Source organism: Cognatiyoonia sp. (genome assembly GCF_965661665.1).
GTDB lineage: Bacteria > Pseudomonadota > Alphaproteobacteria > Rhodobacterales > Rhodobacteraceae > Cognatiyoonia.
Genome location: NZ_CBFIEO010000004.1, coordinates 26482 through 51879, shown reverse-complemented (window position 1 = coordinate 51879; position 25398 = coordinate 26482). Strand labels below are relative to the sequence as shown.

Annotated in this window: 28 protein-coding genes and 1 riboswitch; of the genes, 10 read left to right on the top strand and 18 right to left on the bottom strand. The window is 57.4% G+C overall.

Annotated features, from left to right (window positions below):
• Positions 1 to 33: 33 nt before the first annotated feature.
• From ACTF5F_RS03620 to smpB, 4 genes are all read right to left on the bottom strand, one after another.
• Positions 34 to 1218 (bottom strand): aromatic amino acid transaminase, encoded by a 1185-nt coding sequence (locus ACTF5F_RS03620; RefSeq protein WP_438955521.1) that lies wholly within the window; start codon positions 1216 to 1218, stop codon positions 34 to 36.
• On the bottom strand, positions 1218 to 2081 hold the full coding sequence (gene sseA, locus ACTF5F_RS03615; RefSeq protein WP_438955520.1) for a 3-mercaptopyruvate sulfurtransferase: 864 nt from the start codon (positions 2079 to 2081) through the stop codon (positions 1218 to 1220). Before sseA ends, ACTF5F_RS03620 begins: the two co-directional genes overlap by 1 nt.
• 138 nt (positions 2082 to 2219) lie before the next feature.
• Positions 2220 to 2474, bottom strand: coding sequence for a hypothetical protein (locus ACTF5F_RS03610; protein ID WP_438955519.1), 255 nt, complete (start codon positions 2472 to 2474; stop codon positions 2220 to 2222).
• A 152-nt stretch (positions 2475 to 2626) separates the two neighbouring features.
• Positions 2627 to 3100: an SsrA-binding protein SmpB gene (gene smpB, locus ACTF5F_RS03605; protein WP_438955518.1), complete on the bottom strand. Its 474-nt coding sequence runs from the start codon at positions 3098 to 3100 to the stop codon at positions 2627 to 2629.
• A 69-nt stretch (positions 3101 to 3169) separates the two neighbouring features.
• On the opposite strand from smpB, the gene ACTF5F_RS03600 reads away from it, so the two are divergent.
• From ACTF5F_RS03600 to ACTF5F_RS03590, 3 genes are all read left to right on the top strand, one after another.
• Positions 3170 to 3598, top strand: coding sequence for a two pore domain potassium channel family protein (locus ACTF5F_RS03600; protein ID WP_438955517.1), 429 nt, complete (start codon positions 3170 to 3172; stop codon positions 3596 to 3598).
• Positions 3591 to 3779, top strand: a complete 189-nt coding sequence (locus tag ACTF5F_RS03595; RefSeq protein ID WP_438955516.1) for a hypothetical protein — start codon at positions 3591 to 3593, stop codon at positions 3777 to 3779. The genes ACTF5F_RS03600 and ACTF5F_RS03595 overlap by 8 nt, the downstream gene beginning before the upstream one ends.
• A gap of 143 nt (positions 3780 to 3922) precedes the next feature.
• On the top strand, positions 3923 to 4798 hold the full coding sequence (locus ACTF5F_RS03590) for a winged helix-turn-helix domain-containing protein (RefSeq protein WP_438955515.1): 876 nt from the start codon (positions 3923 to 3925) through the stop codon (positions 4796 to 4798).
• Here the strand turns inward: ACTF5F_RS03590 and dapA are convergent.
• Complete coding sequence (gene dapA, locus ACTF5F_RS03585) at positions 4795 to 5667, bottom strand: 4-hydroxy-tetrahydrodipicolinate synthase (protein ID WP_438955514.1); 873 nt, start codon at positions 5665 to 5667, stop codon at positions 4795 to 4797. The genes ACTF5F_RS03590 and dapA overlap by 4 nt on opposite strands.
• A 149-nt stretch (positions 5668 to 5816) precedes the next feature.
• On the opposite strand from dapA, the gene ACTF5F_RS03580 reads away from it, so the two are divergent.
• The gene (locus tag ACTF5F_RS03580; RefSeq protein ID WP_438955513.1) at positions 5817 to 7838 is read left to right on the top strand and encodes a transglycosylase SLT domain-containing protein; all 2022 of its coding nucleotides are present in this window, start codon (positions 5817 to 5819) and stop codon (positions 7836 to 7838) included.
• Here the strand turns inward: ACTF5F_RS03580 and ACTF5F_RS03575 are convergent.
• Entirely contained in the window at positions 7835 to 8695 is an 861-nt protein-coding gene (locus ACTF5F_RS03575) for a DMT family transporter (RefSeq protein WP_438955512.1), read from the bottom strand. The genes ACTF5F_RS03580 and ACTF5F_RS03575 overlap by 4 nt on opposite strands.
• Complete coding sequence (gene mnmD / locus ACTF5F_RS03570) at positions 8685 to 9359, bottom strand: tRNA (5-methylaminomethyl-2-thiouridine)(34)-methyltransferase MnmD (protein ID WP_438955511.1); 675 nt, start codon at positions 9357 to 9359, stop codon at positions 8685 to 8687. Before mnmD ends, ACTF5F_RS03575 begins: the two co-directional genes overlap by 11 nt.
• Before the next feature lie 49 nt (positions 9360 to 9408).
• On the opposite strand from mnmD, the gene ACTF5F_RS03565 reads away from it, so the two are divergent.
• Complete coding sequence (locus ACTF5F_RS03565) at positions 9409 to 10446, top strand: NAD(P)/FAD-dependent oxidoreductase (protein ID WP_438955510.1); 1038 nt, start codon at positions 9409 to 9411, stop codon at positions 10444 to 10446.
• Positions 10447 to 10449: 3 nt separating this feature from the next.
• On the opposite strand, the gene ACTF5F_RS03560 is transcribed toward ACTF5F_RS03565, so the two are convergent.
• On the bottom strand, positions 10450 to 11244 hold the full coding sequence (locus ACTF5F_RS03560) for an FAS1-like dehydratase domain-containing protein (protein WP_438955509.1): 795 nt from the start codon (positions 11242 to 11244) through the stop codon (positions 10450 to 10452).
• A 31-nt stretch (positions 11245 to 11275) separates the two neighbouring features.
• On the opposite strand from ACTF5F_RS03560, the gene ACTF5F_RS03555 reads away from it, so the two are divergent.
• Together ACTF5F_RS03555 and ACTF5F_RS03550 are read left to right on the top strand one after the other, a co-directional pair.
• Positions 11276 to 11671: a VOC family protein gene (locus ACTF5F_RS03555; protein ID WP_438955508.1), complete on the top strand. Its 396-nt coding sequence runs from the start codon at positions 11276 to 11278 to the stop codon at positions 11669 to 11671.
• A 56-nt stretch (positions 11672 to 11727) separates the two neighbouring features.
• Positions 11728 to 12225, top strand: a complete 498-nt coding sequence (locus ACTF5F_RS03550; protein ID WP_438955636.1) for a DUF2244 domain-containing protein — start codon at positions 11728 to 11730, stop codon at positions 12223 to 12225.
• Here the strand turns inward: ACTF5F_RS03550 and ACTF5F_RS03545 are convergent.
• Positions 12222 to 12749, bottom strand: a complete 528-nt coding sequence (locus tag ACTF5F_RS03545) for an NADPH-dependent FMN reductase (protein ID WP_438955507.1) — start codon at positions 12747 to 12749, stop codon at positions 12222 to 12224. The genes ACTF5F_RS03550 and ACTF5F_RS03545 overlap by 4 nt on opposite strands.
• Before the next feature lie 116 nt (positions 12750 to 12865).
• Between ACTF5F_RS03545 and ACTF5F_RS03540 the strand changes: the two genes are divergently transcribed.
• Complete coding sequence (locus ACTF5F_RS03540; protein ID WP_438955506.1) at positions 12866 to 14515, top strand: thiamine pyrophosphate-binding protein; 1650 nt, start codon at positions 12866 to 12868, stop codon at positions 14513 to 14515.
• Here the strand turns inward: ACTF5F_RS03540 and ACTF5F_RS03535 are convergent.
• Positions 14512 to 14871 (bottom strand): Lin0512 family protein, encoded by a 360-nt coding sequence (locus ACTF5F_RS03535; protein WP_438955505.1) that lies wholly within the window; start codon positions 14869 to 14871, stop codon positions 14512 to 14514. The genes ACTF5F_RS03540 and ACTF5F_RS03535 overlap by 4 nt on opposite strands.
• Positions 14868 to 15212: a Lin0512 family protein gene (locus ACTF5F_RS03530; RefSeq protein WP_438955504.1), complete on the bottom strand. Its 345-nt coding sequence runs from the start codon at positions 15210 to 15212 to the stop codon at positions 14868 to 14870. Before ACTF5F_RS03530 ends, ACTF5F_RS03535 begins: the two co-directional genes overlap by 4 nt.
• Before the next feature lie 116 nt (positions 15213 to 15328).
• Here ACTF5F_RS03530 and ACTF5F_RS03525 point away from each other — a divergent pair, with 116 nt between their 5' ends.
• A complete protein-coding gene (locus tag ACTF5F_RS03525; protein WP_438955503.1) occupies positions 15329 to 16357 on the top strand; it encodes an NAD-dependent epimerase/dehydratase family protein in 1029 nt (342 codons plus the stop codon).
• Entirely contained in the window at positions 16354 to 17658 is a 1305-nt protein-coding gene (locus ACTF5F_RS03520) for a UDP-glucose dehydrogenase family protein (protein WP_438955502.1), read from the top strand. Before ACTF5F_RS03525 ends, ACTF5F_RS03520 begins: the two co-directional genes overlap by 4 nt.
• Before the next feature lie 5 nt (positions 17659 to 17663).
• On the opposite strand, the gene cobO is transcribed toward ACTF5F_RS03520, so the two are convergent.
• From cobO to ACTF5F_RS03485, 7 genes are all read right to left on the bottom strand, one after another.
• Positions 17664 to 18272: a cob(I)yrinic acid a,c-diamide adenosyltransferase gene (cobO, locus tag ACTF5F_RS03515; RefSeq protein ID WP_438955501.1), complete on the bottom strand. Its 609-nt coding sequence runs from the start codon at positions 18270 to 18272 to the stop codon at positions 17664 to 17666.
• A 156-nt stretch (positions 18273 to 18428) separates the two neighbouring features.
• The gene (cobN, locus tag ACTF5F_RS03510) at positions 18429 to 22166 is read right to left on the bottom strand and encodes a cobaltochelatase subunit CobN (RefSeq protein WP_438955500.1); all 3738 of its coding nucleotides are present in this window, start codon (positions 22164 to 22166) and stop codon (positions 18429 to 18431) included.
• Position 22167: 1 nt separating this feature from the next.
• Positions 22168 to 22620, bottom strand: coding sequence for a GNAT family N-acetyltransferase (locus ACTF5F_RS03505; RefSeq protein WP_438955499.1), 453 nt, complete (start codon positions 22618 to 22620; stop codon positions 22168 to 22170).
• On the bottom strand, positions 22617 to 23687 hold the full coding sequence (gene cobW / locus ACTF5F_RS03500) for a cobalamin biosynthesis protein CobW (RefSeq protein WP_438955498.1): 1071 nt from the start codon (positions 23685 to 23687) through the stop codon (positions 22617 to 22619). The genes ACTF5F_RS03505 and cobW overlap by 4 nt, the downstream gene beginning before the upstream one ends.
• A gap of 13 nt (positions 23688 to 23700) precedes the next feature.
• Complete coding sequence (locus ACTF5F_RS03495) at positions 23701 to 24147, bottom strand: hypothetical protein (protein WP_438955497.1); 447 nt, start codon at positions 24145 to 24147, stop codon at positions 23701 to 23703.
• Positions 24144 to 24818 carry a CbtA family protein gene (locus ACTF5F_RS03490; RefSeq protein ID WP_438955496.1) on the bottom strand — a complete coding sequence of 225 codons (675 nt, stop codon included), beginning with the start codon at positions 24816 to 24818 and terminating at the stop codon, positions 24144 to 24146. The genes ACTF5F_RS03495 and ACTF5F_RS03490 overlap by 4 nt, the downstream gene beginning before the upstream one ends.
• Positions 24819 to 24821: 3 nt before the next feature.
• Positions 24822 to 25004 carry a CbtB domain-containing protein gene (locus ACTF5F_RS03485; RefSeq protein WP_438955495.1) on the bottom strand — a complete coding sequence of 61 codons (183 nt, stop codon included), beginning with the start codon at positions 25002 to 25004 and terminating at the stop codon, positions 24822 to 24824.
• Positions 25005 to 25037: 33 nt separating this feature from the next.
• Positions 25038 to 25254, bottom strand: a riboswitch (cobalamin riboswitch).
• Between the last annotated feature and the right edge of the window lie 144 nt (positions 25255 to 25398).

The window sequence follows — 25398 nt, the reverse complement described above, 5'->3', positions numbered from 1 at the left end:
GCGCCGAGGGGCAGACAGCCCCTTTAGCGGTGGTTAGACGCCTGCCTCCACGATGGCTTTGGCGAGCACGGGCACGGATTTCTCATTCAATCCAGCAATGTTCATGCGGCTGTCCCCAACCATGTAGATGCCGTGATCTACGCGGATTTTTTCGACCAGTTCTGGCGTTGTCCCAAGACGGCTGAACATGCCGCGGTGGTGGGCCAAAAAGTCGAACCGGTCGGAATTGGTCAAGCGCTTCAACTCATCCACCAATTGCTGACGCAGCGCCAGCATGCTGTTGCGGGTCTCTTCCAGCTCCGCTTCCCAGTCCAAGCGCAGTTCGGCGTCTTGCAGGATCGTAGTCACGACACGTGCACCGTGATCCGGCGGGAAGGAGAAGTTTTGACGATTGAGGAACGACATATTCTGTTGTGCCAAGGCGGCTTGATCGGCGTCTTTCGCAATGGCCATCAAAATGCCAGTGCGTTCGCGGTAGATGCCAAAGTTTTTGGAGCAGGACGTCGCGATTAAGCAGTTTTCAAAGCCTGCTGCAATCGCGCGGGTGGCTTGCGCGTCTTCGTCTAGACCGTCGCCGAAGCCTTGGTAAGCGATGTCGACCAAAGGGATCGCGCTCTGCGCATTCACTTTGGCGATGACTTGTGCCATTTGATCTTCCGTTAGGTTCGCGCCGGTTGGGTTGTGACAGCAGCCGTGGAGCAGTACGACGTCACCCGCAGCAACCGCGCCTAAGTCCTCTATCATGCCATCAAAATCGACGCCACGGGTGTCATTGTCGAAATACCGATAGGTGCCCATCGGCATGTCGAGGTATTTGATAATTGACGGGTGGTTTGGCCATGTCGGGTTGGAAAGCCAAATTGTAGCCGTAGGGTCCGCCAGTTTGATGAGTTCCAGCGCCTGACGAATGGCCCCTGTGCCGCCCGGTGTGGCCACGGCTGCGATCCGGTCGTGGGTGATTGTGTCGCCTAGCACCAATTTAATCATCACGTCAGAGAATGCAGGATCCCCAGCAAGCCCGACGTAGGATTTTGTGGACTGATTGGCGAGGATGCGACGCTCCGCCTCTTTCACGGCCCGCATGACCGGCGTGTTGCCGCTGGCATCCTTGTAGACACCGACGCCGAGGTCGACTTTTTCATCCCGCGGATCGGCGCGGAATTGTGCCATCAGTGCGAGGATTTTGTCAGCAGGTTGTTGGTAGAGTTTCTCAAACATCAATCATTACCAGTCGCGATAGGAAGGTCGTGGTACATGCCCCATTCGGACCATGAACCGTCATAAAGGCTGTGATCGGTCTTGCCGATCCGTTCGAGCGCAAGGCTAAGGACTGCTGCCGTCACACCTGACCCGCAGGTTGTGATGGTGGGCTTGGAGAGGTCAACGCCTCTGCTTTCAAACACTTTTTTCAAATCATCAGGTGACAGCATTGTACCATCTGACGCCAGCACATCGCGGAAGAAAACGTTCTTCGACCCTGGAATATGGCCGCTGCGCATGCCGTCGCGCGGCTCCGGTGCGGTGCCGTCAAATCGGTCGCTCGAACGCGCGTCAATGATCGTGTGATCGCCAAGTTTCGCGGCGCGGGCCACTTCGGTCACATCGCGGACCAAACCGTTATTGCGTGTGACGGTCATATGCCGGTCGCGGATGACGGGCGATTGGTCAGAGGTCGGGCGCCCTTCTGCAACCCATTTTGGGAAACCGCCGTCGAGCACGGCAACATTGGTCTGACCCATCAGCTTGAAGAGCCACCAAACCCGCGCGGCGGAGAACAGACCAGCCCCATCATAGACCACGACTTGATGACCGTCGCCGACGCCCATGGCCCGCATGCGGGACATGAATTTTTCAACGGGCGGAACCATGTGCGGCAATTCGGAGCGCAGATCGCTGATCTCGTCGATGTCACAGAAACGCGCGTCTGGAATGTGGCTTTCGGCAAATTCCGCTTTCGCATCGCGGTTCATGTCTGGCAGGTACCAAGACGCGTCTAAAATGCGCAAATCAGGGCCTCTCAAGTGGGTGGCGAGCCACTCGGTTGAGACAAGCGTTTTTGGGTCGTCGATGTGGTCTTTCATAGCGGAACCTGTGCAGAAGCGGTCTGGCCTTAGATCAGGCTCTAGCGTGGGCCTGATGATCTTGCAAGGGTTGGGCCTGACCAGAGAAAAAGTGGCGTAAGTTCCCCTGCGCCCCTTCGCAAATCTTGCAACTTGAACTTAGCCCATCATCTTGTTTTTGATCAGCCAGATGACAGCCGTCAGAACGGCACCGCCGCCTGCGCCGCCAAGCAGACCCGCAATGTCAAAACCACCTACGGCTGCCGCGGCTTCACCACTAGTGCCAAGCATGCCCAAAAGCTGTCCGCCGCCCAAGCCGCCGATAGCGCCCGCGATGGAGTTCCCCGCAGCGCCTATTGAAAGATTTTTCAGACCTGCACCAACGGCGTTTCCGCCAACGGCACCTTCGATCAATTGGATAATAAGTTCCCTATTCCCCGGTTCCTTCCTGTCGGGCCAATTATAATTGGGATTTGCGGCTGGCCCCAAGGTCGCTCATGAACAGCGTATCACCGAACAATCGTTCGTGAAGGGGACATTTAGGCACGTGCGGCTTGTGAGAGGGCTCAGACGTCGTGGCGCAACAGTCGTTGCTTTTGACGATTCCAGTCCTTTTTGGCGTCTGAGGCACGTTTGTCGTGCGTTTTCTTGCCTTTAGCCAACGCGATCTTTAGCTTCACGAGACCGCGGTCGTTGAAATACATCACAAGCGGGACGATGGTCATACCATCACGCTTTGTCGCGTTCCAAAGCCGCGCCAATTCCCGTTTTGAGCACAAAAGTTTACGCTTGCGCCGCTCTTCAAAGCCGAACATGGCTTGCTCATAGGGTGCTATATAGGCGTTGGTCAGCCACAGCTCCCCATCATCGACAGAGGCATAGCTGTCCGCGATGTTGGATTGACCCGTCCGAAGCGATTTGACTTCTGGTCCGTGCAGGACGATCCCGACCTCCAAGTCATCCTCAATCGCATAGTCGTACCGCGCCCGCCGGTTTTCAGCGATGACTTTGTAATTTTTGTTATCGGATTTTTTAGCCATAGTTGGCGTGAGATAGGGCAATCGCCTTTTCAAAACAAGCCTGCTCAGCGTCAGGGAAAGGAGACTTGGATGTTGCTCCAATTGTTCATCGGCAGCGGGTTGTTGGTGTTCTCTATTGTCTTGGCCGGATTTGGGTTTTGGTTGATTGAGTTCATTTTGCGCCGCGTCCGGAAAAGGTTCCGCCGTTCCCATCAAGGCAAACGCATGTTGGTGTTCTTGTCGTTGGCGTCGATCTGGGTGTTTATCCAATTGACGGTCGGTGTTTGGATTTGGGCACTCTGTTTCTGGTATTTTGGAATTTTCGAAACGCTAGAGCCAGCGATCTATTTGTCGCTCGTTGCCTTCACGGCCCTGGGGTTCGGCGACATCCTCTTGTCGGTGGAATGGCGGTTGTTGGGTGGGATGACAGCGGTGAATGTGCTGTTGTCGATCGGATTTGTGACGACCATTTTGGTGGAATTCCTCCGCCAAGCGCGTCTGACGCCGGGGGATGACTGACGTGGTCCCCGTCCTTTTAAATGCCACGGTGCGGCGGGTGTTTCTGCGAAAGCACCTTTTGACCGACACGCCATCGGGGGCAGGGAAGGGGGCGGACCTTGCCAAGCTGATCGGTAATTTGGGGTTTGTGCAGCTTGATAGTGTGAACACTTTCGCCAGCGCGCACGACATGATCCTGTGATCGCGGCGGCAGCAGTATCGGCCGCAAACTTTGGACTTGCTCCTTAAGCGCGACAGGAAACTGTTTGAGCATTGAACCCACGACGCGGCAACTGTACCCACCGAGTTCTTCCCGAAATGGCGGCTGCGGTTTCAACGGTCAGCGTGGCGACTCGAAGATCACTACAGCAAGAACAGGCGGGGGATTTCTGGGAAAAGACCGATGAGGTCTTGCGGCATATCTCCGACAATGGGGCCTGTGGGACGGCGGATGTCGGTCAGGATGAAAAGAAATCCTCCGGCGGATGGTGGGATTGGCATCCGTCAAAGACCGCGCTCGAATATCTTTGGCACGCGGGGGAGCTTTCGGTCACGCGGCGCGAAGGGTTCCGCAAAATTTACGACCTGACAGATCGAGTGATCCCCTCAGCGCATTTGAACGCTTTTGTTTCTAATGAAGACGCGATCGATTGGCACTGTAACGAAGCGCTTGACCATTTGGGGTTTACCACAAGTGGGGAGATTACCGCGTTTTGGGACACGGTGACGTCCCAAGAAGCGAAAGAATGGTGTCAGCGGGGCCTTGTGACAGGTGCGTTGATCGAAGTTGACGTGGAATGCGTCGATGGCAGCTTGCGCCGTTCCTTTGCGCGGCCGGACCTGCTGGATTTGCCAGTCCTAGATATTTCACAAAGGGTACGGATCCTTTCGCCTTTTGATCCGGTCTTGCGTGATCGCAAGCGTGCTGAGCGGCTTTTTGGGTTTCACTACCGGATCGAGATTTTCGTCCCTGCTGCGAAACGGCAATACGGCTACTACGTATTCCCCGTGATGGAAGGCGATCAGTTGATCGGGCGCATCGATATGAAAGCAGATCGAGAGGCAAAACGTCTCGACGTCACCGCTTTTTGGCCGGAGCCAAAGGTGCGCATGGGCGCTGGGCGCCAGAAGCGTCTGATGGCCGAATTGGACCGCGCCGCCCGCTTTGGCGGCTGCGACGCGGTCGCATTTGCCGATGATTGGCTGAGGACGGCGGGCTAGTTCAGAAGCCCTGCAAAGACCATCGCGTCTTTGATTTTCGCCTTCGTCTCATCTGTTAGCGTTGTCAGGGGGGAGCGGACATTGTCGCTGCACATTCCCAAAACAGACAATCCATATTTCGCGCCACAAAGCCCCGGCTCTGTAAATATCGCTTCATGCAAGGGCATGAGACGGTCCAGAAGGGTCAACGCGCCATCAAAGTCTTTTGCCAGCGTTTTCTCCTGAAACTCAGCGCAAAGCCGAGGCGCGACGTTCGCCGTGACGGAGATACAGCCAACGCCGCCATGGGCGTTAAAGCCGAGCGCCGTTGCGTCTTCGCCAGACAACTGGATGAAGTCCTTCCCGCAGCGGTGGCGCGTTGCCGGAACGCGTGACAGGTCAGCTGTGGCGTCTTTTACGCCAATGATCATCTCATGCTTGCTCAACTCAGCCATTGTGTCGGGCGTCATGTCGATCACGGATCGTGGCGGGATGTTGTAGATGATGATCGGCAGACCGCAGTCGGCAGCAGCCAGAAAATGCGCCTTTAACCCGCGCTGTGTTGGCTTGTTGTAATAAGGCGTGACAACAAGCGCGGCCGTCGCCCCTGCGTCCTTGGCTGCCTGAATAAGACGCACGGTTTCTTCCGTGTTGTTGGAACCCGCACCAGCAATCACGGGGATGCGACCGGCCACTTGGTCCACGACAGTTTGCACCACCAAATCATGCTCTTCATGGCTCAGGGTTGGGCTTTCACCTGTTGTCCCGACGGGTACCAACCCGTGCGAGCCTTGGTCAATGTGCCAATCAACAAGTTTTTTGAGCGCGTCGATGTCCACTGAACCGTTCGAGAACGGCGTGACGAGTGCTGGCAAAGATCCTTTGATCATAACGCGCTTCCTTTTTTTGCGGTGATGGGCGGTTTGCCCCTTAAAATCGCGCGGACACTAGACGCCTTTCCGCTGAATGCCAAGAATTTGTGTGGCCTTGTTCGGCTGTCCGACCTAGCTTGTTGAAAAACGCGATCCAACAGGCAATTATGATCCGACTTCTCCTCATCCTTCTTTTGGGGCTGCTGCCTTTTTCGGCGGCCGCGCAACTGATGCCAAAAGCTGCGGTAGACGCGGTGCGCCTTGCTGGGGACGAGGATTGGTTTGCTGCCCGTGGCGTGGCCGAGGGGCAGGCCCAAGATGCGGTGACGGTTGACTTGGTGGAGTGGCTGCGCTTGCGGGCGGGTGAAGGCACATTTGCCGATTACCGCGCCTTTGGCACCAAGCGCCCTGACTGGCCCGGACTGCGATCGATCCGCGCCAAGGGTGAGGAAGCGATCCCCGAAAATGCCGATCCCGGCGTCGTTCTGCAATGGTTCGGTGATGTGCGGCCACAAACCGGATTGGGGGCCGTCCGGCTGGCACAAGCTTTGGATGCGCGGGGTCTGATAGGTTTGGCTGATGACGTGGTCGCGACTGCTTGGATCGAACTGCGGCTGAGCGAGGAAGGGCATGACGCTTTGCTAGAGGCGTTTCCTGATCGTTTGGCCCCGCATCATGCCGCCCGTGTTGATGCGCTTTTGTGGCGCTGGCGGACGGAAGAGGCGGAGCGGATGCTGCCGCTTTTGTCTGAAGATCAGGCAAAACTCGCCGCCGCGCGATTGGGCTATATCCAGAACAAGAGCGATTTGGCGGAGCGGGTGGAGGCCGTGCCTGTCGCGCTCAAGTCGACACCCGCGCTGAAATATGACCGCTGCAATTGGCTTGTGGATCGGGGACGCCGTGCCGAAGCTGTTGCGGTCGCACTTGGGCAATCCACAAGTGCGGAGGCTTTGGGTCAACCATTCCGTTGGTCTGGATGGCGACGCTCCCTCGCCCGGTGGGAAATGCGGGAAGGACGCCCGACGCAAGCCTACCGTCTGGCGACGCAGCACTTCTTGGAGGATGGAAACGCTTTTGCGGATCTCGAATGGTTGGCGGGCTACATCGCGCTGACCTATTTGAACGAACCTGCTGCTGCGATTGGGCATTTTGAAAAGGCGCGTGCGGAAATCGACACACCCATTTCCATTGCACGCATGGAATACTGGATCGGTCGCGCGTTTGAGGCTTTGGGCGATGCTCGTGCAACCGCTGCCTACCAACGCGCGGCGGAGCATCAGACAGCCTTCTACGGCTTGATCGCGTCAGAGAAATTGGCCCGTCCCTTGAACGCCGCGTTGACGGGTCAGAATGACCCGCGCGATTGGGAAAACTCGGACATCCTAGAGAATGACAAAATCCGCGCCGCGCTGACGCTTTTGGAGGCGGGGGAGCGCGGGGCGGCTGTCACCTTCTTTGCTGATTTAGGTCGGACTCTTGATGCGGAAACGCTGTCACTTCTTGGGGCCGCTTTGGAGGCGAAGGGGGAGAGTTTCTTTGAACTCATCCTCGGCAAGTCAGCCATCTCAAAGGGGCGTTTGGTGCCGTCGAGCCATTTCCCAATTCACCCGCTATCGGAGATGGACTTGCCGACAAAGCCCGCCTTGGCGCTGTCCATCGCACGACGGGAGAGTGAGTTTAATCCCGTTGTGGGCAGTCCCGTGGGTGCCTTGGGGCTGATGCAATTGATGCCTGCCACTGCAGAAGAAGTCGCGGGCTTTCTGGACTTGCCTTACAGCCGCGGTCGGTTGACCGCTGATTGGCGCTACAACGCACGACTGGGGTCAAAATACCTTGCTGTGCTGGAGGAGGAGTTCGGCTACTCCCCCGTCCAGATTGCAGCGGGCTATAATGCGGGACCAAGCCGCCCCGCGATCTGGATGTCAGAACGAGGCGACCCGCGTTTGGGGGAGGTGGATGTCATTGACTGGATCGAGCACATCCCGTTCCGCGAAACACGCAATTATGTGATGCGGATCACAGAATCGATCCCGATCTACGAGGCCCGCTTGAGTGGCGAGGTGGGTCCAGTCCAGTTTATGGAGTTGCTCACAGGGATCAAACCGAATATCCGGCCAGAGATGCGGCCAGATGATTTGTCTTCACCCGAAGGTTTGACCACATCACTGAGACCCACCGCGCGGCCTTAGGCTAAACGCGCGCGCCACAGGGTGTAGAGCCCAGCCAGGACGATGATGAGACCGCCGAAGGCGACATGCGGCTCCAACGTTTCCCCAAAGAGGCTAAGGCCGATGATTATGGCAAACACCATTTGGAGGTAGGCGAAGGGTTGGATCGCGCTTGCCTCCGCCGCTTCATAGGCTTTGATCAGCGTCCAATGGCCCAAGGCTCCCGTCACGCACAAGATGGCCATCCATGCCCAATCGTTGCTGGTCATCGGCTCCCAAAACCAGATGCCGATTGCGGTCATCACAACCGCACCCACTGTGCCGGTCCAGAAAAACGACGTGGCAGCGGTGTCCTTGCGAGCGGCGTACCGCGTGAGCAGGCTATAGAGCGCGAACATCGCGGCAGAGGCGAATGGGATCGCTGCCGCCGGTGCAAACACGCCTCTCCCCGGTTGCAGGATCACCAAGACTCCGATGAAGCCTGTCGCAATCGCACCCCAGCGCCGCCAGCCAACTTGTTCGCCCAAGATCGGGCCAGAGAGGGCGGCGATGACAAGTGGGTAGCAGGCAAAGATTGCGTGGCTTTCCACCAATCCCAAGATCACAAACGCGCTGACCATTACGCAGATTTCCAGCGCCAAAAGCGCCCCGCGCAGGATTTGAATGAAAGGCTGACTGGTGGATGCAGCGGCGCGGATCGATCCGGATTGGCGGGAAGCGACAGTGATCACGAAGGCCGCAAAGAACCAGTAGCGGATCATCACCACCATGTAGACGTTGTATGTACCCGCTAGATGCCGCGAAATGCCGTCCTGCACCGCGAAGACGAAAGCGGTGATGACCATGAAAATGATGCCAAGCCTGAGGTTATTCTGCATTCAGCATCTGCCCCACTGTCATATGACGCTTGCGACCAAAGCCAGGGACCCGCTGAACTTCGAAACCCGCTTCGGCCAACGCGCGGCGCACATGGCCCGCAGCGGTGTAGGTTGCAAAGGTACCGCTAGGTTTGGTTTTGATACCCACGGTGTTCATGAGGCTCACTTCCCAAAGCTCGGGATTTTTGGCGGGCGAGAAGCCGTCAAGGAACCAAGCGTCGGCTTCATCGGTCAAATTCGGCAAGGTCTTACGTGCATCACCAATGATAACGCGCAGCTCAAAATCCGGCCCATTCAACTCCTCAAGGGAAGGCACCTTCAGGATATCCGTCGGCAAATCCGTGTAAGGGGCCAAGGCCGTTCGGAGATCGGCAGGGGCCATCGGAAACGCTTCAAAACTGGTGAACCTCAACCTTCCGGACGTGCCTGACCGCCGAAACGCCTCAAGCGTGGCAAGAAAGTTGAGCCCTGTGCCAAAGCCAAGCTCTGCCACGTGGAACCCATCCTTGAACCGCGCGGGCAAGTCATTTCCATCCAGAAACACATGCCGTGTTTCCGCCAAGCCGTTGTCGAGCGAATAATACGGATCATCAAACTGGGTGGAAATTGGCACCGCACCCGCTTCGGTCTCGCGCCATTCAAGCTGTTCGGTCTGGTCGCTCATCGCAATTTGCCCTAATTTCGTGGGGCAAAGATGGCGCGAGGGGCGTGGAATGGCAACGGTCGATGTAACGGTCTATGGCGCAGGCATTTTTGGTCTGTCCGTGGCCTTTGCCTGTGCCAAACGCGGGGCAAAAACCCGTGTAATTGATCCCAATGAGGTGGCTGGCGGTGCGAGCGGTGGGATCGTTGGGGCACTAGCCCCGCATGTGCCGGAGAATTGGAACGCCAAGAAACAATTCCAACTCGACAGTCTGCTGATTGCGCGGGACTTTTGGCCCGACGTTGAGGCCCGAACCGGCCTGCCGACTGGGTATTCGCGCAGTGGTCGTTTGCAGCCTTTGGCAGATGGCGCTGCCGTTTCTTTGGCCCGTCAACGCGCGATGTCGGCCACGGAATTATGGAAAGACCAAGCGCAGTGGAACGTGGTCGCCGCGACCGCATCTGGGTGGGAGCCGCCATCGGCCACCGGGTTGTTGGTGAAGGACACTTTGTCAGCCCTGATCCATCCGCGTTTGGCCACGCAAGCCTTGGCCCGCGCCGTTCAGAACCTGAAGGGGGAGATTTGCGCCGAAGCGAAGCCTGAAGGTCAGGTGGTTTGGGCGACTGGTTGGGCGGGCCTTTCTGAGATGTCACAGGATGCGCCACGTCAGATTGGTAATGGTGTCAAGGGACAAGCTGCGCTGCTGGATTTTGATGCCTCTGGTGCGCCACAGCTTTTTGCCGACACCTTGCATATCATTCCCCATCGCGGTGGAACGGTGGCGGTTGGATCAACGTCCGAGAGGGAGTTTGACAAACCCAATGTCACGGACGATGCGCTTGAGGATGTGATTGCGCGGGCGAAGGCTGCGATGCCAATCCTAAGCGACGCGCCGGTGATAGAACGCTGGGCCGGTGTCCGCCCTCGCAGTCGAAGCCGCGCGCCCATGCTGGGGGAACACCCACAGCGCAAGGGCGAATTCGTAGCAAACGGTGGGTTCAAGATCGGCTTTGGCATGGCCCCAAAAGTGGGGGAGGTGATGGCCGATCTGGTACTGGAGAAACGCGTCACCTATCCAGACGACTTCGACATCAGCCGCAATCTCTAGTCGCTAGGAAAAATCCGCCAGCATCAACTGCCGTCCGTCCGGCCCCTGCGCCCAAAGGTTTCGTCCGTTCCGACATAGTTTTGCTTTTTCATGATGCATCAGCGGCGACGTCGCGCGATAAGCAAAGCGATTGAGCGGGCCAGCATGATCTTCGGCCATCAGCATCAGCAATTGCGCGATCAAAGGACCATGCACGACGAGGCCGTCATACCCCTCAACCTCCCGCGCGTAGGTTTCATCATAGTGGATGCGATGTCCGTTGAAGGTCAGCGCGGAGTACCGAAACAGGAGCGTTGAATCGAAGTTCACCGTCTGAGTCTCTGTCGCGCCTGTGGGCACCGCTGGGGGTGACGGTGGCGTCTGCGGCTTGTCTTCGCGGTAGACCAAATCCTGCATCTCTGTCACTGCGAGGGTATGGCGCTGTTTGATGTCATGCCGAAGCCGCACGAAAGCAAGCGGGCCGGAGCGTCCGGTCTTTCGCTCAACTGACTCAACGGTAGTGACCTTCTCCGCTCTGACACCCGCCAAAAGCGGGCGGTGAAATGTGAGTTTGCCCGCGGCCCACATGCGGCGTGGCATGCCCGTGTCCGGCACCAATCCGCCTGTCTTGGGGTGCCCGTCGCGGCCAAGGGCGGCGGGTGGCTGTGCATTCCAGAAATAGATGTGGTGAAAGAACGGCGGCAGCGCGTCCATAGGCTGCAGATTTGCGGGTCTGCCCAATGCGGCCAACATTGCATTGGTCCGCGCCACGTCCATCGGATCGTTCAGTGTTTGCGTTTGGCCGGTTTCGTCTGACATGGTGGAACGTGGTTAACTCAATAGGTGCGCTATGCCCGAACTCAGCAGCTTGGATCATTTGGTTCTGACCGTCGCCGATGTCGATCAGACAGTGGCCTACTATGAACAGGTTTTGGGCATGAAAGTCGAGGTTTTTCATCCAAGCGACGGATCCGTTCGGACAGCGCTTTCGTTCGGAACACAGAAAATAAACCTTCACCCAGCCGCCAAACCATTTGAACCGAAAGCCGCAGCACCCACGCCGGGCAGTGCTGATTTGTGTTTTTTGAGTGCGACGCCCCTCACTGAATGGCAGGTTCATTTTGAGGCTGAAGGTGTTGATGTTTTGGAAGGTCCCGTCCAGCGCACAGGTGCGACGGGATCGATCATGTCGCTCTATATCCGCGACCCAGACGGCAATTTGATTGAGGTGAGCAACCCGCTTTGACCCCTGCGCCAAACCGCGCACTTGAGAGGTGGCAGGCCAAGCACTACCTGAATTTTATGCCTTATCAATGGTCGCCAGAACCGCCCCATGAAAAGCCCGATTGGGAACTCAGCCTTTGGCCATATCGGTCATTGTTGCGTAAGGATTTTGTGCTGTTCATTGGCTCCACCGCCGCCATGGTGGCTCTGCCGCTGATTGCGTTATTGGGTACACCCGTATTGTGGGGGCTTCTGCCGTTCTTTGGGATCATGCTGGCCGCGATTTGGTTTGCGCTCTACGTCAGCTATCGGCGGGGCGAAGTGTTGGAAGAGCTGGTGGTGTCAGAAGACCGCGCGCAGCTTGTCCGCCACAACCCCAACGGCCATGTGCAAGAGTGGGAAGCGAACCGATATTGGGTCAGCGTTCATCTGCACCCGAACAAAGGGCCAGTCGAGAACTACATTACCTTACGAGGTGGCGACCGTGAGGTTGAGATTGGTGCGTTTCTCGATCCGGCAGAGCGGCTTGCCCTCTATGATGAGCTGAAAGCCGCACTACCTGTTACCTACCGTTAGATAGCGGCCTTAAGCTCTTTCATAAGGTCGTCGAGCACACCCAGATAATGCTCATTGGTGAGCAGCCCATTCTCATCGAATTGGTCAGAATTTGCCGCAACCAACAGCTCCGGACCTTGGATCAGTTTGGCACGAAAGGGCGTCATGCACAGTCGCAGCGCGAATTGCGCGCGTTCACCGCCTGCACGCCCTGCGGTTGCTGACATGATTGCCACAGGCTTATCCCGCCATGGGCTGCCCTTAGTGCGGCTCACCCAGTCCAGCCCGTTCTTCAAGACGCCTGAAATGGATTTGTTGTATTCTGGCGTCGAAATAACGACAGCATCAGCATCCTTGATCTGATCCGAAAGCGTTTGAACCTCAGTCGGAATGCCTTCCTTCTCCAAATCCCCATCATAAAGCGGCAAATGCAGGTTCGCTTCAATAAAGGTGTCGGGCTCAAACGCGTCGCGGGCCGCGCGGATCAGCATGCGGTTGGTCGCGTCATTGCGTAGGGAACCGGAAATGCCGAGCAGGGTGGTCATGGGTGGTCCTTTCTAATTCTGTTGGATGCAAACGTAAGGCGATTGGCTGAGGTTCCAAGACGCTTGCCTGTGCACCGTCGCAGGCGCATTGTGCAGCAAGGGCAAGGAGAGCGTGAATGAAGCGGCACGGTGGGAAAATCCTCAGCGATCAGCTGGTGAAGTTGGGTGTGAAGCGGGTCTTCTCCGTGCCGGGCGAAAGCTTTCTTGCGGCTTTGGATGGGTTTTATGACAGCGACATCCAAAACGTCGTGTGCCGGCACGAGGGCGGTGCTGCGATGATGGCGGAGGCTTATGGCAAAATGACCGGCCAGCCGGGAGTCTGTTTCGTGACCCGAGGGCCAGGGGCCACGAATGCCAGTGCGGGCGTTCACATCGCGATGCAGGACAGCACGCCGATGGTTCTGTTCATTGGGCAAATCGACAACCGCCACACTGATCGCGAAACCTTTCAAGAGGTTGATTACCGTACGATGTTTGGCGATTTGGCCAAATGGGTGGCGCAGGTCGATCAGACGGATCGACTGCCCGAATACATCGCCCGCGCCTTTCGCGTGGCGACCAGCGGGCGGCCTGGGCCAGTGGTTTTGGCACTGCCAGAAAATATGCTGAGTGCAGAGTCTGACGTGCCCGATTTTGCAGGGGCCATGGATATAGTTAGCGACGTATCCGAAGCCTCCATCGAAGACATCCTACAAAGGCTATCAGCCGCAAAATGCCCCTTGGTCATCGCTGGAGGACCACATTGGTCGGCTAAATCCCAGCGCGATTTGGAGCGGTTTGCCGAGGCTTCGGGCCTGCCGATTGCTGCTTCTTTCCGCAGACAAGACATGATTGCCAATTCCCATCCGAACTACGTCGGTGATCTCAATGTCGGGATCAATCCAAAACTCGCGCAGCGGGTCCGCGATACCGATTGTCTGCTTCTTCTTGGCACAAGGTTCGGCGATATCGCGACGCAAGCATACGTGTTGGTCGATCCGGCTGATCCCCAGAAAACCATCCTCCATATCCACGCCGACGCTGGAGAAATGGGGCGCGTCTATGGCGTGGATGCAGGGCTGGTGGCCCGCGCGGATCATGTGATTGGGCTAATGGCTGATATAGCGTCCAAAATCGATTGGCCCGAAACACTCTTTAACTGGACCATCGCTGCTCGCGCTGATTATGAGGCGTGGCTGACGCCACAAGAAAGCCCCGGCGACGTCAAACAAGAGCTGGTCATCAAATGGCTCTCTGACGACCTGCCGAAAGACGCGATCTTGACCAATGGGGCGGGCAACTACGCTGCGTGGCTGCACCGGTATTTCGTTTACAAGCAGTATGGCACGCAACTTGCGCCGACCTCAGGCTCTATGGGATACGGGTTTCCGGCGGCGATTTCGGCGTCGCTCCAGCATCCGGATCGGGATGTGGTGTGTCTCGCAGGTGATGGCTGTTTTCAAATGACCTGCAACGAGATGTCGACGGCCATCCAGCATGGTGCAAAGCCCATCGTGATCGTGATGAACAATGGACGCTATGGTACGATCCGAATGCACCAAGAAAAGACCTACGCAGGTCGCGTCTCTGGCACAGACCTTGCCTCCCCCGATTTTGCCGCCTTTGCACGTTCGTACGGCGGTCACGGGGAAACGGTTCAAACCCAAGCCGAGTTTGCACCCGCTTTCGATCGTGCGCGGGCAAGTGGCGTCGCTTCGGTTATTGAGGTCAAGCTTGATCCAGATGTGCTTGCAACCGGCATGGCGCTTTCGGATCTGAAGCCCTAGCTCTGGCGCCAATTTGCTGCTTGGCTCGGCAGAAATGCTTCCACTGCTGCGGTCGCAATAACAATCGTGTCCCCATTTGGGTTTGGGACATTCTGCCCACCTTTGATACCCCTCACCGTCGCACGTCCGCGCGGCAGCTTTTCCGCCAGCGCGTCTGTGTCCAGCGCCTCTGGCTCCTGCACGCCAACTGTGACCTGAACGCACATCTCCTCTTGTGAAATGCCAAGGCCACCAAACATCGGGATGGAGGAATGTCGAAACGCGTCCTCGATCGCTCGGGCGGCGGCCTTTTGGTAATCCATCCCATGCAGGTCGTTGCCCATACCCATTTCAATGATGAACCGTTGATCTGTCATGCCCGCTCCATCTCAAACGACACATTGATCGCAGCATTGGCAATCACGGTCGGGTTACCGTCTGGTCGCGGGATGTCGAGCCCACCGTGGCTTGTGGTTATTGAGATTTGACCATAGGGGAAGATGTCTTTCAGCGCGTCCACGTCCACTTTGGACGGATCCTGCACCGCGATGTCGACATCAATGATCATCGCTTCTTTCGGAAACCCAAATAGCTCTGACATGTTGATGGAGTTGTGCCACAGCGCATCTTGGAGCGCCCGCTTTGCCGCTTGGGTGTAGTCATGCCGCCGCAAAGAACTCCCCATGCCAAACTCTGTCAAAACCCGATGTTTCGCCATTTTCGCCTCTCTTTCACCACCTTGGTTACTTACGCGGCAGAGACAGAAAATCAACGCGTCCCTTTGCAGTTCATGTAATGGTCGCGTAAATGACTAAAAACGGCGGAAGAGCAGCCATGTCAAAAACACGAACAGTATTGGTGACGGGAAGCGCAGGCTTCATCGGCTTCTGGCTGTCACGACTATTGCTGGAACGTGGGTTCAAGGTCGTGGGGCTGGATAGCCTTTCGTCCTATTACGACGTCGGCTTGAAAGAAGCGCGGCTGGCGCAACTGACCGGACAGCGCGGTTTCACGCAGTATCATGCGAAAGTCGAAGATGCAGACGCTGTCAGGCGCGTGTTTGAAGACCATCAGCCTGATGTAGTCGTACATTTAGCTGGACAGGCGGGCGTCCGTCATTCGCTCAAATCGCCGCGCGACTACGTTGATGCAAACTTGGTCGGCAGTTTCAACATCATGGAAGGTGCGCGCGAATTTGGTGTTGAGCATCTGCTGATGGCCTCTACCTCGTCCGTCTATGGCGCGAATAGGGAGATGCCGTATCGCGAGACGGACAAGGTCGACACCCAGATGTCATTCTACGCTGCTACCAAGAAGGCGAATGAGGCAATGGCGCATTCTTACGCCCATCTCCACAACATCCCCACCACGATGTTCCGGTTTTTTACCGTCTATGGTCCTTGGGGCCGCCCAGACATGGCGCCCTATCTGTTCACCAGCGCCATTCTGGTGGGCGAGCCAATCAAGGTCTTCAATCACGGCAACATGCAGCGCGATTTCACTTATGTAGCCGATTTAGTCGAGGGCATCCGCCTCTTACTGGATGTGCCTCCTACCAGTAAAGGCAAGGACGGTGACAGCCTGTCGCCCGTTGCGCCTTACCGGATAGTGAACATCGGCAATTCAGAACCCGTCAAACTGCTCGACTTCATTGAAGCGATTGAGACGGCCACCGGCAAATTGGCTGAGAAGGTGTTCATGGACATTCAACCCGGCGATGTACCAGTGACATGGGCGGATGCGTCACTGTTGCAGCGGTTGACAGGGTATCGCCCCGCGACAGATATCCAAACCGGGGTTGCCGCCTATGTGGATTGGTTCAAGAGCTATTACCCAAGCGTCGAGGAGGCGCGTCCCAAATGAAGATTGTTGTGATTGGCACTGGTTATGTTGGTTTTGTTTCGGGTGTCTGCTTTTCTGACTTCGGTCATGAAGTTGTCTGCGTCGACAAAGACGCTGACAAAATCGCGCGCCTGAATAAAGGTGAGGTGCCAATTTATGAACCGGGACTCGAGGATGTCATGGCTCGTAACGTTGCAGCGGGGCGATTGACGTTTACGCTGGATTTGGCCGCGGCGCTTGCTGGCGCTGAAGCGGTCTTTCTTGCCGTTGGGACACCAACGCGCCGCGGCGATGGTCATGCTGACTTGGCGTACGTTTTCCAAGCCGCCGAAGAGGTCGCCAAGAATTTGAATCACTACGCAGTCATCGTTACAAAATCAACCGTTCCCGTTGGAACAAACAGGAAGGTTGCGGAGGTCGTTTCCAAAGCAAATCCGACACTTGAATTTGATGTCGTGTCAAACCCTGAATTCCTTCGTGAAGGTGCCGCAATCAACGATTTTATGCGACCAGATCGGGTGGTCGTGGGTGTTGAAGCTGACCGTGCAAAAGATGTGATGGCTGAAATCTATCGCCCGCTTTTTCTGCGCGAATTTCCGATCGTTTACACTGATCTGGAAAGTGCAGAGATTATCAAATACGCGGCCAATGCCTTTCTCGCGACGAAGATCAGTTTCATCAATGAAGTGGCGGCCCTTTGTGAGGCAGCTGGTGGAGACATCAAATCAGTTTCCAAAGGCATCGGGTTGGATGGTCGCATTGGTGGGAAATTCCTGCATGCTGGTCCGGGCTATGGCGGTTCATGTTTCCCCAAAGATACTCAGGCGCTGGTCAAAACTGCCGAGGATTACAACGTTCCCATGGACATCACGAAAACTGTCGTTGCAGTGAATGCCGCCGTCAAAGAACGCATGGTTGGGAAGATAATCGACCTTTGCGGGGGTGATGTGACTGGCCAACGGATCGCAATACTCGGCGTTACGTTCAAACCCGAGACCGATGATATGCGCGAGGCGCCCAGCCTGACAATCGTGCCCGCTCTCCAAAAGGCCGGTGCAAGCATCCGCGTTGTCGATCCGCAAGGCCGACACGAAGGCCAAACGCTGTTGCCAGATGTGGAGTGGTTTGAAGATGCCTATGGCGCTGGTGAGGGCGTAGACGCTGTTGTCTTGCTAACGGAGTGGAATGAGTTCCGTGCGCTTGACTTGAAGCGTCTTGCAGAGGCAATGGCGCAGCCAAGAATGGCCGATTTGCGCAATATCTATAGCGCAGATGATGCTGCTAAATCAGGGTTTTCGGCTTATGTCAGTGTAGGACGCTAAGAGCGCTAAAACTCGACCCCGATCTGCGCTTTGATGCCAGATCGGAAAGGGTGTTTGACCAGTTCCATTTCCGTCACCAGATCGGCGATTTCGATCAGCTCCTCATGCGCATTGCGGCCTGTCAGGACGACATGGGTCATTTCAGGCTTTTCGTCGCGTAGGAAGGCAACCACCTCAGCAATATCGATATAATCGTACCGCAGCGCGATGTTGATTTCATCAAGCAGCACCATGTGGTTACTTTCATCCAGGATTAGTTCCTTAGCTTTGGCCCAAGCGGCTTGGGCCATTTCGGTGTCACGGGATTTGTCCTGAGTTTCCCAAGTGAACCCCTCGCCCATCGTGTGAAACGCGCAAGTGTCATTGAATTTGGAGAGGATGAGATCACGCTCGCCCGTGCTCATCCCGCCTTTGATGAACTGGACAACCGCACACTTCATGTCATGGGCAATGCAGCGGAAGATCATGCCAAAGGCCGCGGAAGATTTGCCTTTGCCTTTGCCCGTATGGACGATGATCAGACCTTTCTTTTCGGTCTTAGTCGCCATGATCTTGTCCCGCGCGGCCTTCTTCTTGGCCATCTTCACTGCGTGGCGGTCGGTGTCTTGGGTCATTGGTCATCTCCCTGTTGGGCACAGCATACCGCAAAAGCAGGGAACGGTGCGAGATCATTTCCCAGTGCATGCCTCAAAATTCGTTGGTCGGTGCGCGCCATGACTTATTTCGCAGCATTCTTGTTTCTGGGCTACCTTGGTACCGCCGTTTTGGCGTCAGGCCTCTGACCGCCTAAGTTCTGCGATCCGGGCACGGGCTGAGTTTGAGAGCGGCTGCCAAAGTCCCCGATCGATTGCCTCATGCAATCTGTCAGCAATGTCAGCCAAGGCCGGCGCGTTGTGTTCCGCGATAAAGGCGCGCGTGTCTTCGTCGGCAAGGAAGGCGTCTTCGCAGAGGTCGAAATGGTGGTTCTTGACCGCGCCTGTCGTGGCTGCGAAGGCAAAGAGGTAATCAACCGTGGCTGCAATCTCAAATGCGCCTTTGTAGCCATGCCGCTTGACGCCATCGATCCATTTTGGGTTCACGACGCGGGAGCGGACCACGCGCCCGATCTCATCGTCGAGCGTGCGGATGAGCGGTCTTTCAGGACGGGAATGATCGTTGTGATAGATGGGGCGTTCGCGGCCTTGAAGGGTGGCAACGGCGGCAGCCGCCCCACCTTCGAATTGGTAGTAGTCGTCAGAGTCGAGGATGTCGTGCTCGCGGTTGTCTTGGTTTTGAACGACCGCCTCTGTCTGGGACAAACGCTGGCTGAAAGCTTCCTTGGCGCGCGCGCCTTGTGTTTTGGCGGAATAGGCGTAGGAGCCCCATTCCAGATAAGCGTCGGCGAAGTCCGCGCGGTTGGACCAAATGCGTTCGTCAATGAGGGCTTGCAAGCCGGCACCATAGGCGCCCGGTTTGGAGCCAAAGACGCGGTAGCCATCCTCGCCCGCACGGTGGCGGGCGGCAGCGGGGTTGATGTCGTCTGGTTCGTCCAGGGCCTGCACCGCGCGGGCGGCTGAATCGACCAAAGCGATCAATTGCGGGAAGGCATCACGGAAGAAACCGGAGATGCGCAGCGTGACATCGACTCGCGGACGACCAAGGGCGGTATGCGGAATGATGTCAAACCCGGTGACGCGCCGGTTGGCGCTGTCCCATTTTGGTTTGACGCCCATCAAGGCCAAAGCTTGGGCAATGTCATCACCACCGGTCCGCATGTTTGCGGTGCCCCATGCGGTCAGCAGCATGGTCCGTGGCCAGTCGCCGTGGTCCTGTAGGTGCTTTTCAATGAGTAAATTTGCAGACTTCCATCCTAATACCCAAGCCGTAGGCGTTGGGACGGCCCGGCTGTCGACAGAATAGAAGTTCCGGCCTGTTGGAAGCGTGTCCAATCGCCCACGCGTGGGTGCTCCAGACGGGCCCGGGTCGACGAACCGTCCTTTCAGGGCGGTGAGGAGACCGGTCCCCTCATTGGGTCCACAGGCCTCTATCATCGGTCTGATGGTGCTATTGATCTCCTCAATGACGGCTCGGGACGCGGGGCCGGGTGCCGCTCGGTTCGCGCCATTGCCCCACCCGCCGTCCCGCAAAAGATCTTGTGAGAGGCGTTCGAGGCGTTCAATCGTGTCGCCGTTTGTGCGCCATGTTTCGTCATTTGCAAGGATTCCTGGCTTCTCTGGCGCCGGTGCGGCCAATTCGCAATCCAAGGGATCGATGCTGAGGGATAAGTCTTCTGCCAGTGCGCGCAGCAATGAGGCATCTGCTCCCTTGCCGTCCCCACGCGGCACGCGGGCCAGTGCGATGGCGAGGTCGCGGGCCAATGGGCCCTTGGGCGCTTGTCCAAAGATGTGTAAACCGTCGCGGATTTGTGTCTCTTTCAACTCGCACAGATAGGCGTCGAGTTTTGCCAGATCGCTGTCTTCTTCCCCTGTGAAATCCGCATCTTTCGACAGTCCTGTCACATCCGCGAGGGACATGATTTCCCGTCTCAGGTGTTCGAGTCGGCGAGGATCGACTCCGGCAGCTTCATAGTATTCATCGACCAGCGCTTCGAGGTCCCGCAGCGGACCGTAGCTTTCGGCGCGGGTCAGCGGAGGGGTTAGGTGATCGATGATGATAGCAGCGCTGCGCCGTTTGGCTTGCGTGCCCTCGCCGGGGTCGTTGACGATGAAGGGGTAGATATGTGGCGTGGGGCCGAGGATGGCTTCGGGCCAGCACGCCTCCGACAGGGCCGCGGCCTTGCCTGGTAGCCATTCGAGGTTGCCATGTTTCCCCATGTGGACGATGGCGTTGGCGCCCCAGTGGTGGCTGAGCCAGAAATAGAAGGCCAGATAGTTGTGCGGCGGGACGAGGTCGGGGGAATGGTACGTCTCCGTCGGGTCGATATTGTAGCCGCGGGCGGGTTGTAGGCCGATAACCGCGTTTCCGAACCGGTGGATGGAAAGTTTGAACGCAGAGTTCTTCGAGCCCTCTGATGCCGCTGGCGGAAGTATTTGCAGTGAAAGAAATGGGTCGTTTTCGGGTGGTCCCCAGCGGTCAAGGATTTGTTCCTTCAGGGCCCATGGCAGGTCTTTGAAATAGGATTCGTAAAGGTCGAGCGGCAGGCTTTCACCGCCGTCTGTGTCAGCGCGATCGGTGAGCCAGTTAGTGGGACCGGCCATAAGCTGGTCCATTAGTGCTTTGCTGGACGCTGGTGGGGTCGTGGTGTAGCCATTCTCTTGCATCAAAGACAGCACGTGATGCGTGGCAGCGGGCGTGTCGAGGCCCACGCCATTGGCGAGGCGGCCATCTTTGTTGGGGTAGTTGGCAAGGATCAGTGCGACTTTTTTGTCCGCCGCTGGCGTGGTGCGGAGTTTGGCCCAATTGGCAGTGAGTTGTGTGACGAAATTGATCCGGTCGCCGCGCGCTTGATAGGTGGCGATGGGGCATTCAGTGGCTTCATCAAAATAAGCCTCCCCCTTGAAACTGATCGCGCGGGAGAGGATGCGCCCGTCCACCTCCGGCAAGGCCACGTTCATTGCAATATCGCGGGCGGATAGGCCCTGCGCGCTGTCCTGCCAAGCCTCTTCCGAACTGCCGGACAGGATCACTTGGAAAACGGGGCTGTCGTTTGCGGCAGCGGTTGTGAGGGGGTTTGCGGCTTGCGTTGCGTCATGAGGCGTGCCGACGGAGAAGGCCGTGCAATTCAGGATGACGGAGGGCGGCGCGGCGGTGAAGAGCTGCTCAAGCGTCGCCGCGCTGACTGGGTCTTTCAATGAGGCCACGAAGATTGGCAGGGGGTTGAGACCTGCGCGGCTGAGGTTGCGCGTCAACCGGTTGATTGGGTTCAGCCCTGCGCCCTGCACCAATGCGCGGTAGAAAATGATCGGGACCACGGGCGCACCGTCCCCCCATGCGGATCGCGCAGCGGAAAGGTCTGCCACGCCAGCGCCGGGCCAGTAGACGCCTGCGCGCAGCAGGGGTTTGGCGGCTGGCGGCTCGGCGGTGTCAACGATCAGCGATTGGGCGAAGCGCAGCGCGTTCAGGATATTCTCTGGCCCCCCTTCAACGAAATAGGCCCAGAGCTGGTCATAGGCCGTATCTGAAATAGTGGATTGGCTGCGCAGGTCATCATCGGGTTTGTCGTCACCCGGGAGAGCGGCGAAGAGCACGCCTGCCTCCCGTAACCGTGCGGCGTATTGGGTCAGGCCATAAGTCCAATAGCCGGCACCACCCAAGATGCGGGCGATCACGATTTTTGATTTCGACGCGCAGGTGTCGATGTGCAGGTCCACCGACATCGGATGCTGAAGGTGCATCATATTAGCAAGGCGCAAGCTTGGCGGGGTGTCCATCGTGGCGCGCGCCCCTGACAGTGCCGCGAGTTCGGTGTCGGCAGCAGAAATCACCACGACGTGGGCAGGCGTTTGCGCCAGATCGACAGGCTCTTTGCTGTCTTCGATGGTTCCGGGTGTCGCGGCTAGCAGGTGCATGTCAGTCCAGTGGTTTTTCCATGAAGACAGAGCTGCCCGCGTCGAAGTAGTCGCCAAACGGGCCGCAATCGACGAACCCGTGGCGGCGATAAAGCCTGTGGGCGGCGTGGAGTTTGTCACCGGTTTCTAACTTCAGGATTGGCAGAGATTTTTCCCGCGCGGCGTCTTCGACCTGACGCAAGAGTGCGGCGCCAACACCTTTGTCGCGCGCCGCCTCATCCACATACATGGATTTCACCTCCCCATAGTCGCCGCAATAGGCGAGCGCGGCAGTGCCCAAGACGGTATCCCCGTCGCGGGCAGTGAAGAAATCGATGTGATCCGCGCAAATGGCGTCGATATCGAGGTAGAAGTTCTCCTCTGGCGGAAAAAGGCTTTCCATAAGCGCGTGGCTTTGTTTGAGCAAAGCGGAGGCCGCAGGTGTGCGGGGGTCTGCCAGCTCGACAATGATCATGCGCGCAGGGCTTCGGTGATTGCGGCCTCATTCAGACCAGCCTCCCCAATCACGACAAGGCGCGTTTTGCGTGAGTCATCGCCAAAGGGTTGGTCAAAATAGGTGTCGACCCGTGGCCCTACGGCTTGAAGGGTGAGGCGCATGGGTTTGCCCGCCACGGCGGCGAAGCCTTTCAGCCGCAGGATATTGTGATCGCGGATAACGCGAGCGACCTGTTCAGCGAATGCGTTTGGATCGTCGATTTCGCCGCGATCCACGGTGAAGCTTTCAAACTCATCATGACCGTGCTCGTGCTCATGATCGTGGTGGTGATCGTCGTCCTCACCCTCATGATGGTGGTGGTGATGGTGGATTTCGTGCCGCGTTTCCAGATCGCCTTCGGCGCCGATGCCTTGACCCAAGAGAACGTCGATAGGCAAAGCGCCCATCGTTGATTTGACGACCTGAACCCCGTCGCGGCTTTCGGTTTTGAGGCGGGTCGTCAGCGCGTCGGCTTCAGATGCTTCCAGCAAATCGGATTTGTTGACCACGATCAGGTCGGCACAGGCGACCTGATCTTCAAAAAGCTCAGACAATGGCGTCTCATGGTCAAGGTTTTCGTCCTGCGCGCGTTGAGCATCGACCGCCGCGAGGTTGTGTGCGAATTGCCCATCTTGCACCGCGCGGCCGTCGACGACTGTTACGACGCCATCGACCGTCACCTTTGTCGATATCCCCGGCCAGTTAAACGCGCGGACCAGTGGTTGTGGCAGGGCCAAGCCAGAGGTTTCAATCACGATGTGATCGGGGCGGTCTTCGCGGGCCAAAAGCTGTTCCATCGTTGGGATGAAGTCATCCGCCACGGTGCAGCAGATACAGCCGTTTGACAGTTCTACGATGTCATCTTCGGTGCAGGTTTCTTCCCCACAGCCTTTCAGGATGTCGCCATCCACGCCGAGGTCGCCAAACTCATTAATGATCAGAGCGATCTTCTTGCCTTCAGCGTTTTGCAACATGTGGCGGATGAGTGTGGTTTTTCCCGCGCCAAGAAAACCAGTGACGACGGTGGCAGGGATTTTTGCAGGCATGGTGTGTCCTCGCTTACGGGCTGGTGATTTCGGCGGCGATGGGTTGGCCATCAAGGCCCCAGCCGCTGTGATCATTGGCATTCAATGTGACGCGGATAACCGCATTTGCAGGCACATCGGCCAGATGCACCCAAGCGCCATAGGCGCGCATGATCTTTTCCCCGTTCACATAGACATGTGCATGTCCGGTGCCAGTTCTGTTGGGACCGTTGGCCTCTTCTGGCGCGAAGATAAAGCCTTCGGTCATTATGTGCAGGTTTTGCGCATCACCCGTGTCGGGGCTGAGGGCGAGGTCGAGCCTTGGCGCAGGCCCCTCCCACGCGACAAGGGTGCTGTGGACGTGGCTGGCGTCGCTGTGACCTGCGTGATCATGGCCGTCGCTGCCCATGCCGCCCGCGGCCAAGAAACCGCCCGCCCCACCAAAGACGAGGCCAATGAAGAAGAGGATAAGTGCCCTCATCCGGCATCGCTCGCCCAAGCGCTGTTCCAAATCGTGGCGAGGAACAGACCAAGGCAGGCCCAGACAACGACCGCCGTGCCCAAAGTGCGCGCGGCAAAGCTTGCTGCCAATTCAGGTGGCGCGACATTGGTGAGGCTGTCAGGTAGGGGTGCGCCAATCAGGTGCGGTGCTGCGATCAGGATGATGGCCGCGCCCCAAGCTGCCCGGTTTTGACCAAAGGCGATCAGCCACAGCCCGATGGCCGTTGTGGCTGCGGTGCCGTACCACCAGATTTGGCGTGGCCCGACATCAGCCGCATTCAAGCCGGGCATATCGGGCGCAAGACCGTAGGCAGGCGCCAAATGCAGCGCGAAGAAACCCGCGATGCCCCAGATCAGCCCTTTGCGGGGTGATATGTCAGCGCCGCGTTCGTCGGCAAAGGCCATGCCCGCGACCAAGATAAAGGCGAAGCCTGTATAAATCAGGGCCGCGAAGATGACATTGAAGACCTCCCGCATCGGGTCAAATGACCCGCGCGGTACGGTCACTTGATCCAAAGCCGGCGCAGGGCCCAACTCAAAAAGTTCAGCGTGCAGCAACAGAGGTTGGATGAACACATATTGCAACAGGGCCTGCACAAGGCCTGCCCCGAAGCCAGCGATCAACGCGCTGACGGCAATTCTGACAATCATGTCTTAGTGGCAGGGAAAGCCAGTTGCGTGACGCACATCATGTGCGGCGTCATGCATGGCAGCTGCTTGAACGTGGCCTGCAACGCTCACAATGGCGAGGCCCAGAAGTGCAGAGAACGCCACAGTAACAAGTGAAAGTGTCTTTGACTGTGGGACCGCGACTGCTTTGACGTCTATATTTTTCATGTTTGCTCCTATCCCCGTCACACCCGACGGGAGCTGGTTTCGTTTCGCGCGGCCGGTCTCCTGGCTTGTGGGTCGCTGCTGATGTCGGCCTTCCCGGTTGCCCAGTGGCGTTGTGACATCCGCTTTCCACTTACAGTCGCGGGGGCGGCTGTGGTTAAAGACCTCCAATACGGATCGGCCCCTCCACATTCCCAGTTTCATCCCCAGAGCGCTTTGCGTCCGACGGGGAACCGTGCGTCATGGTTGTGCACCTGCGTTGCACAGGCGGTCAAGGATGATTCCGACCAAGAATATCGCGTTTCCGTCGCGTCGCTTTGGTTTTCTTGCGACTGTGGCTCTAATTGCGTCGTGTCTCGGGACGGACAAAGCTTCTGTTTCAGCAATATCTTGTGGA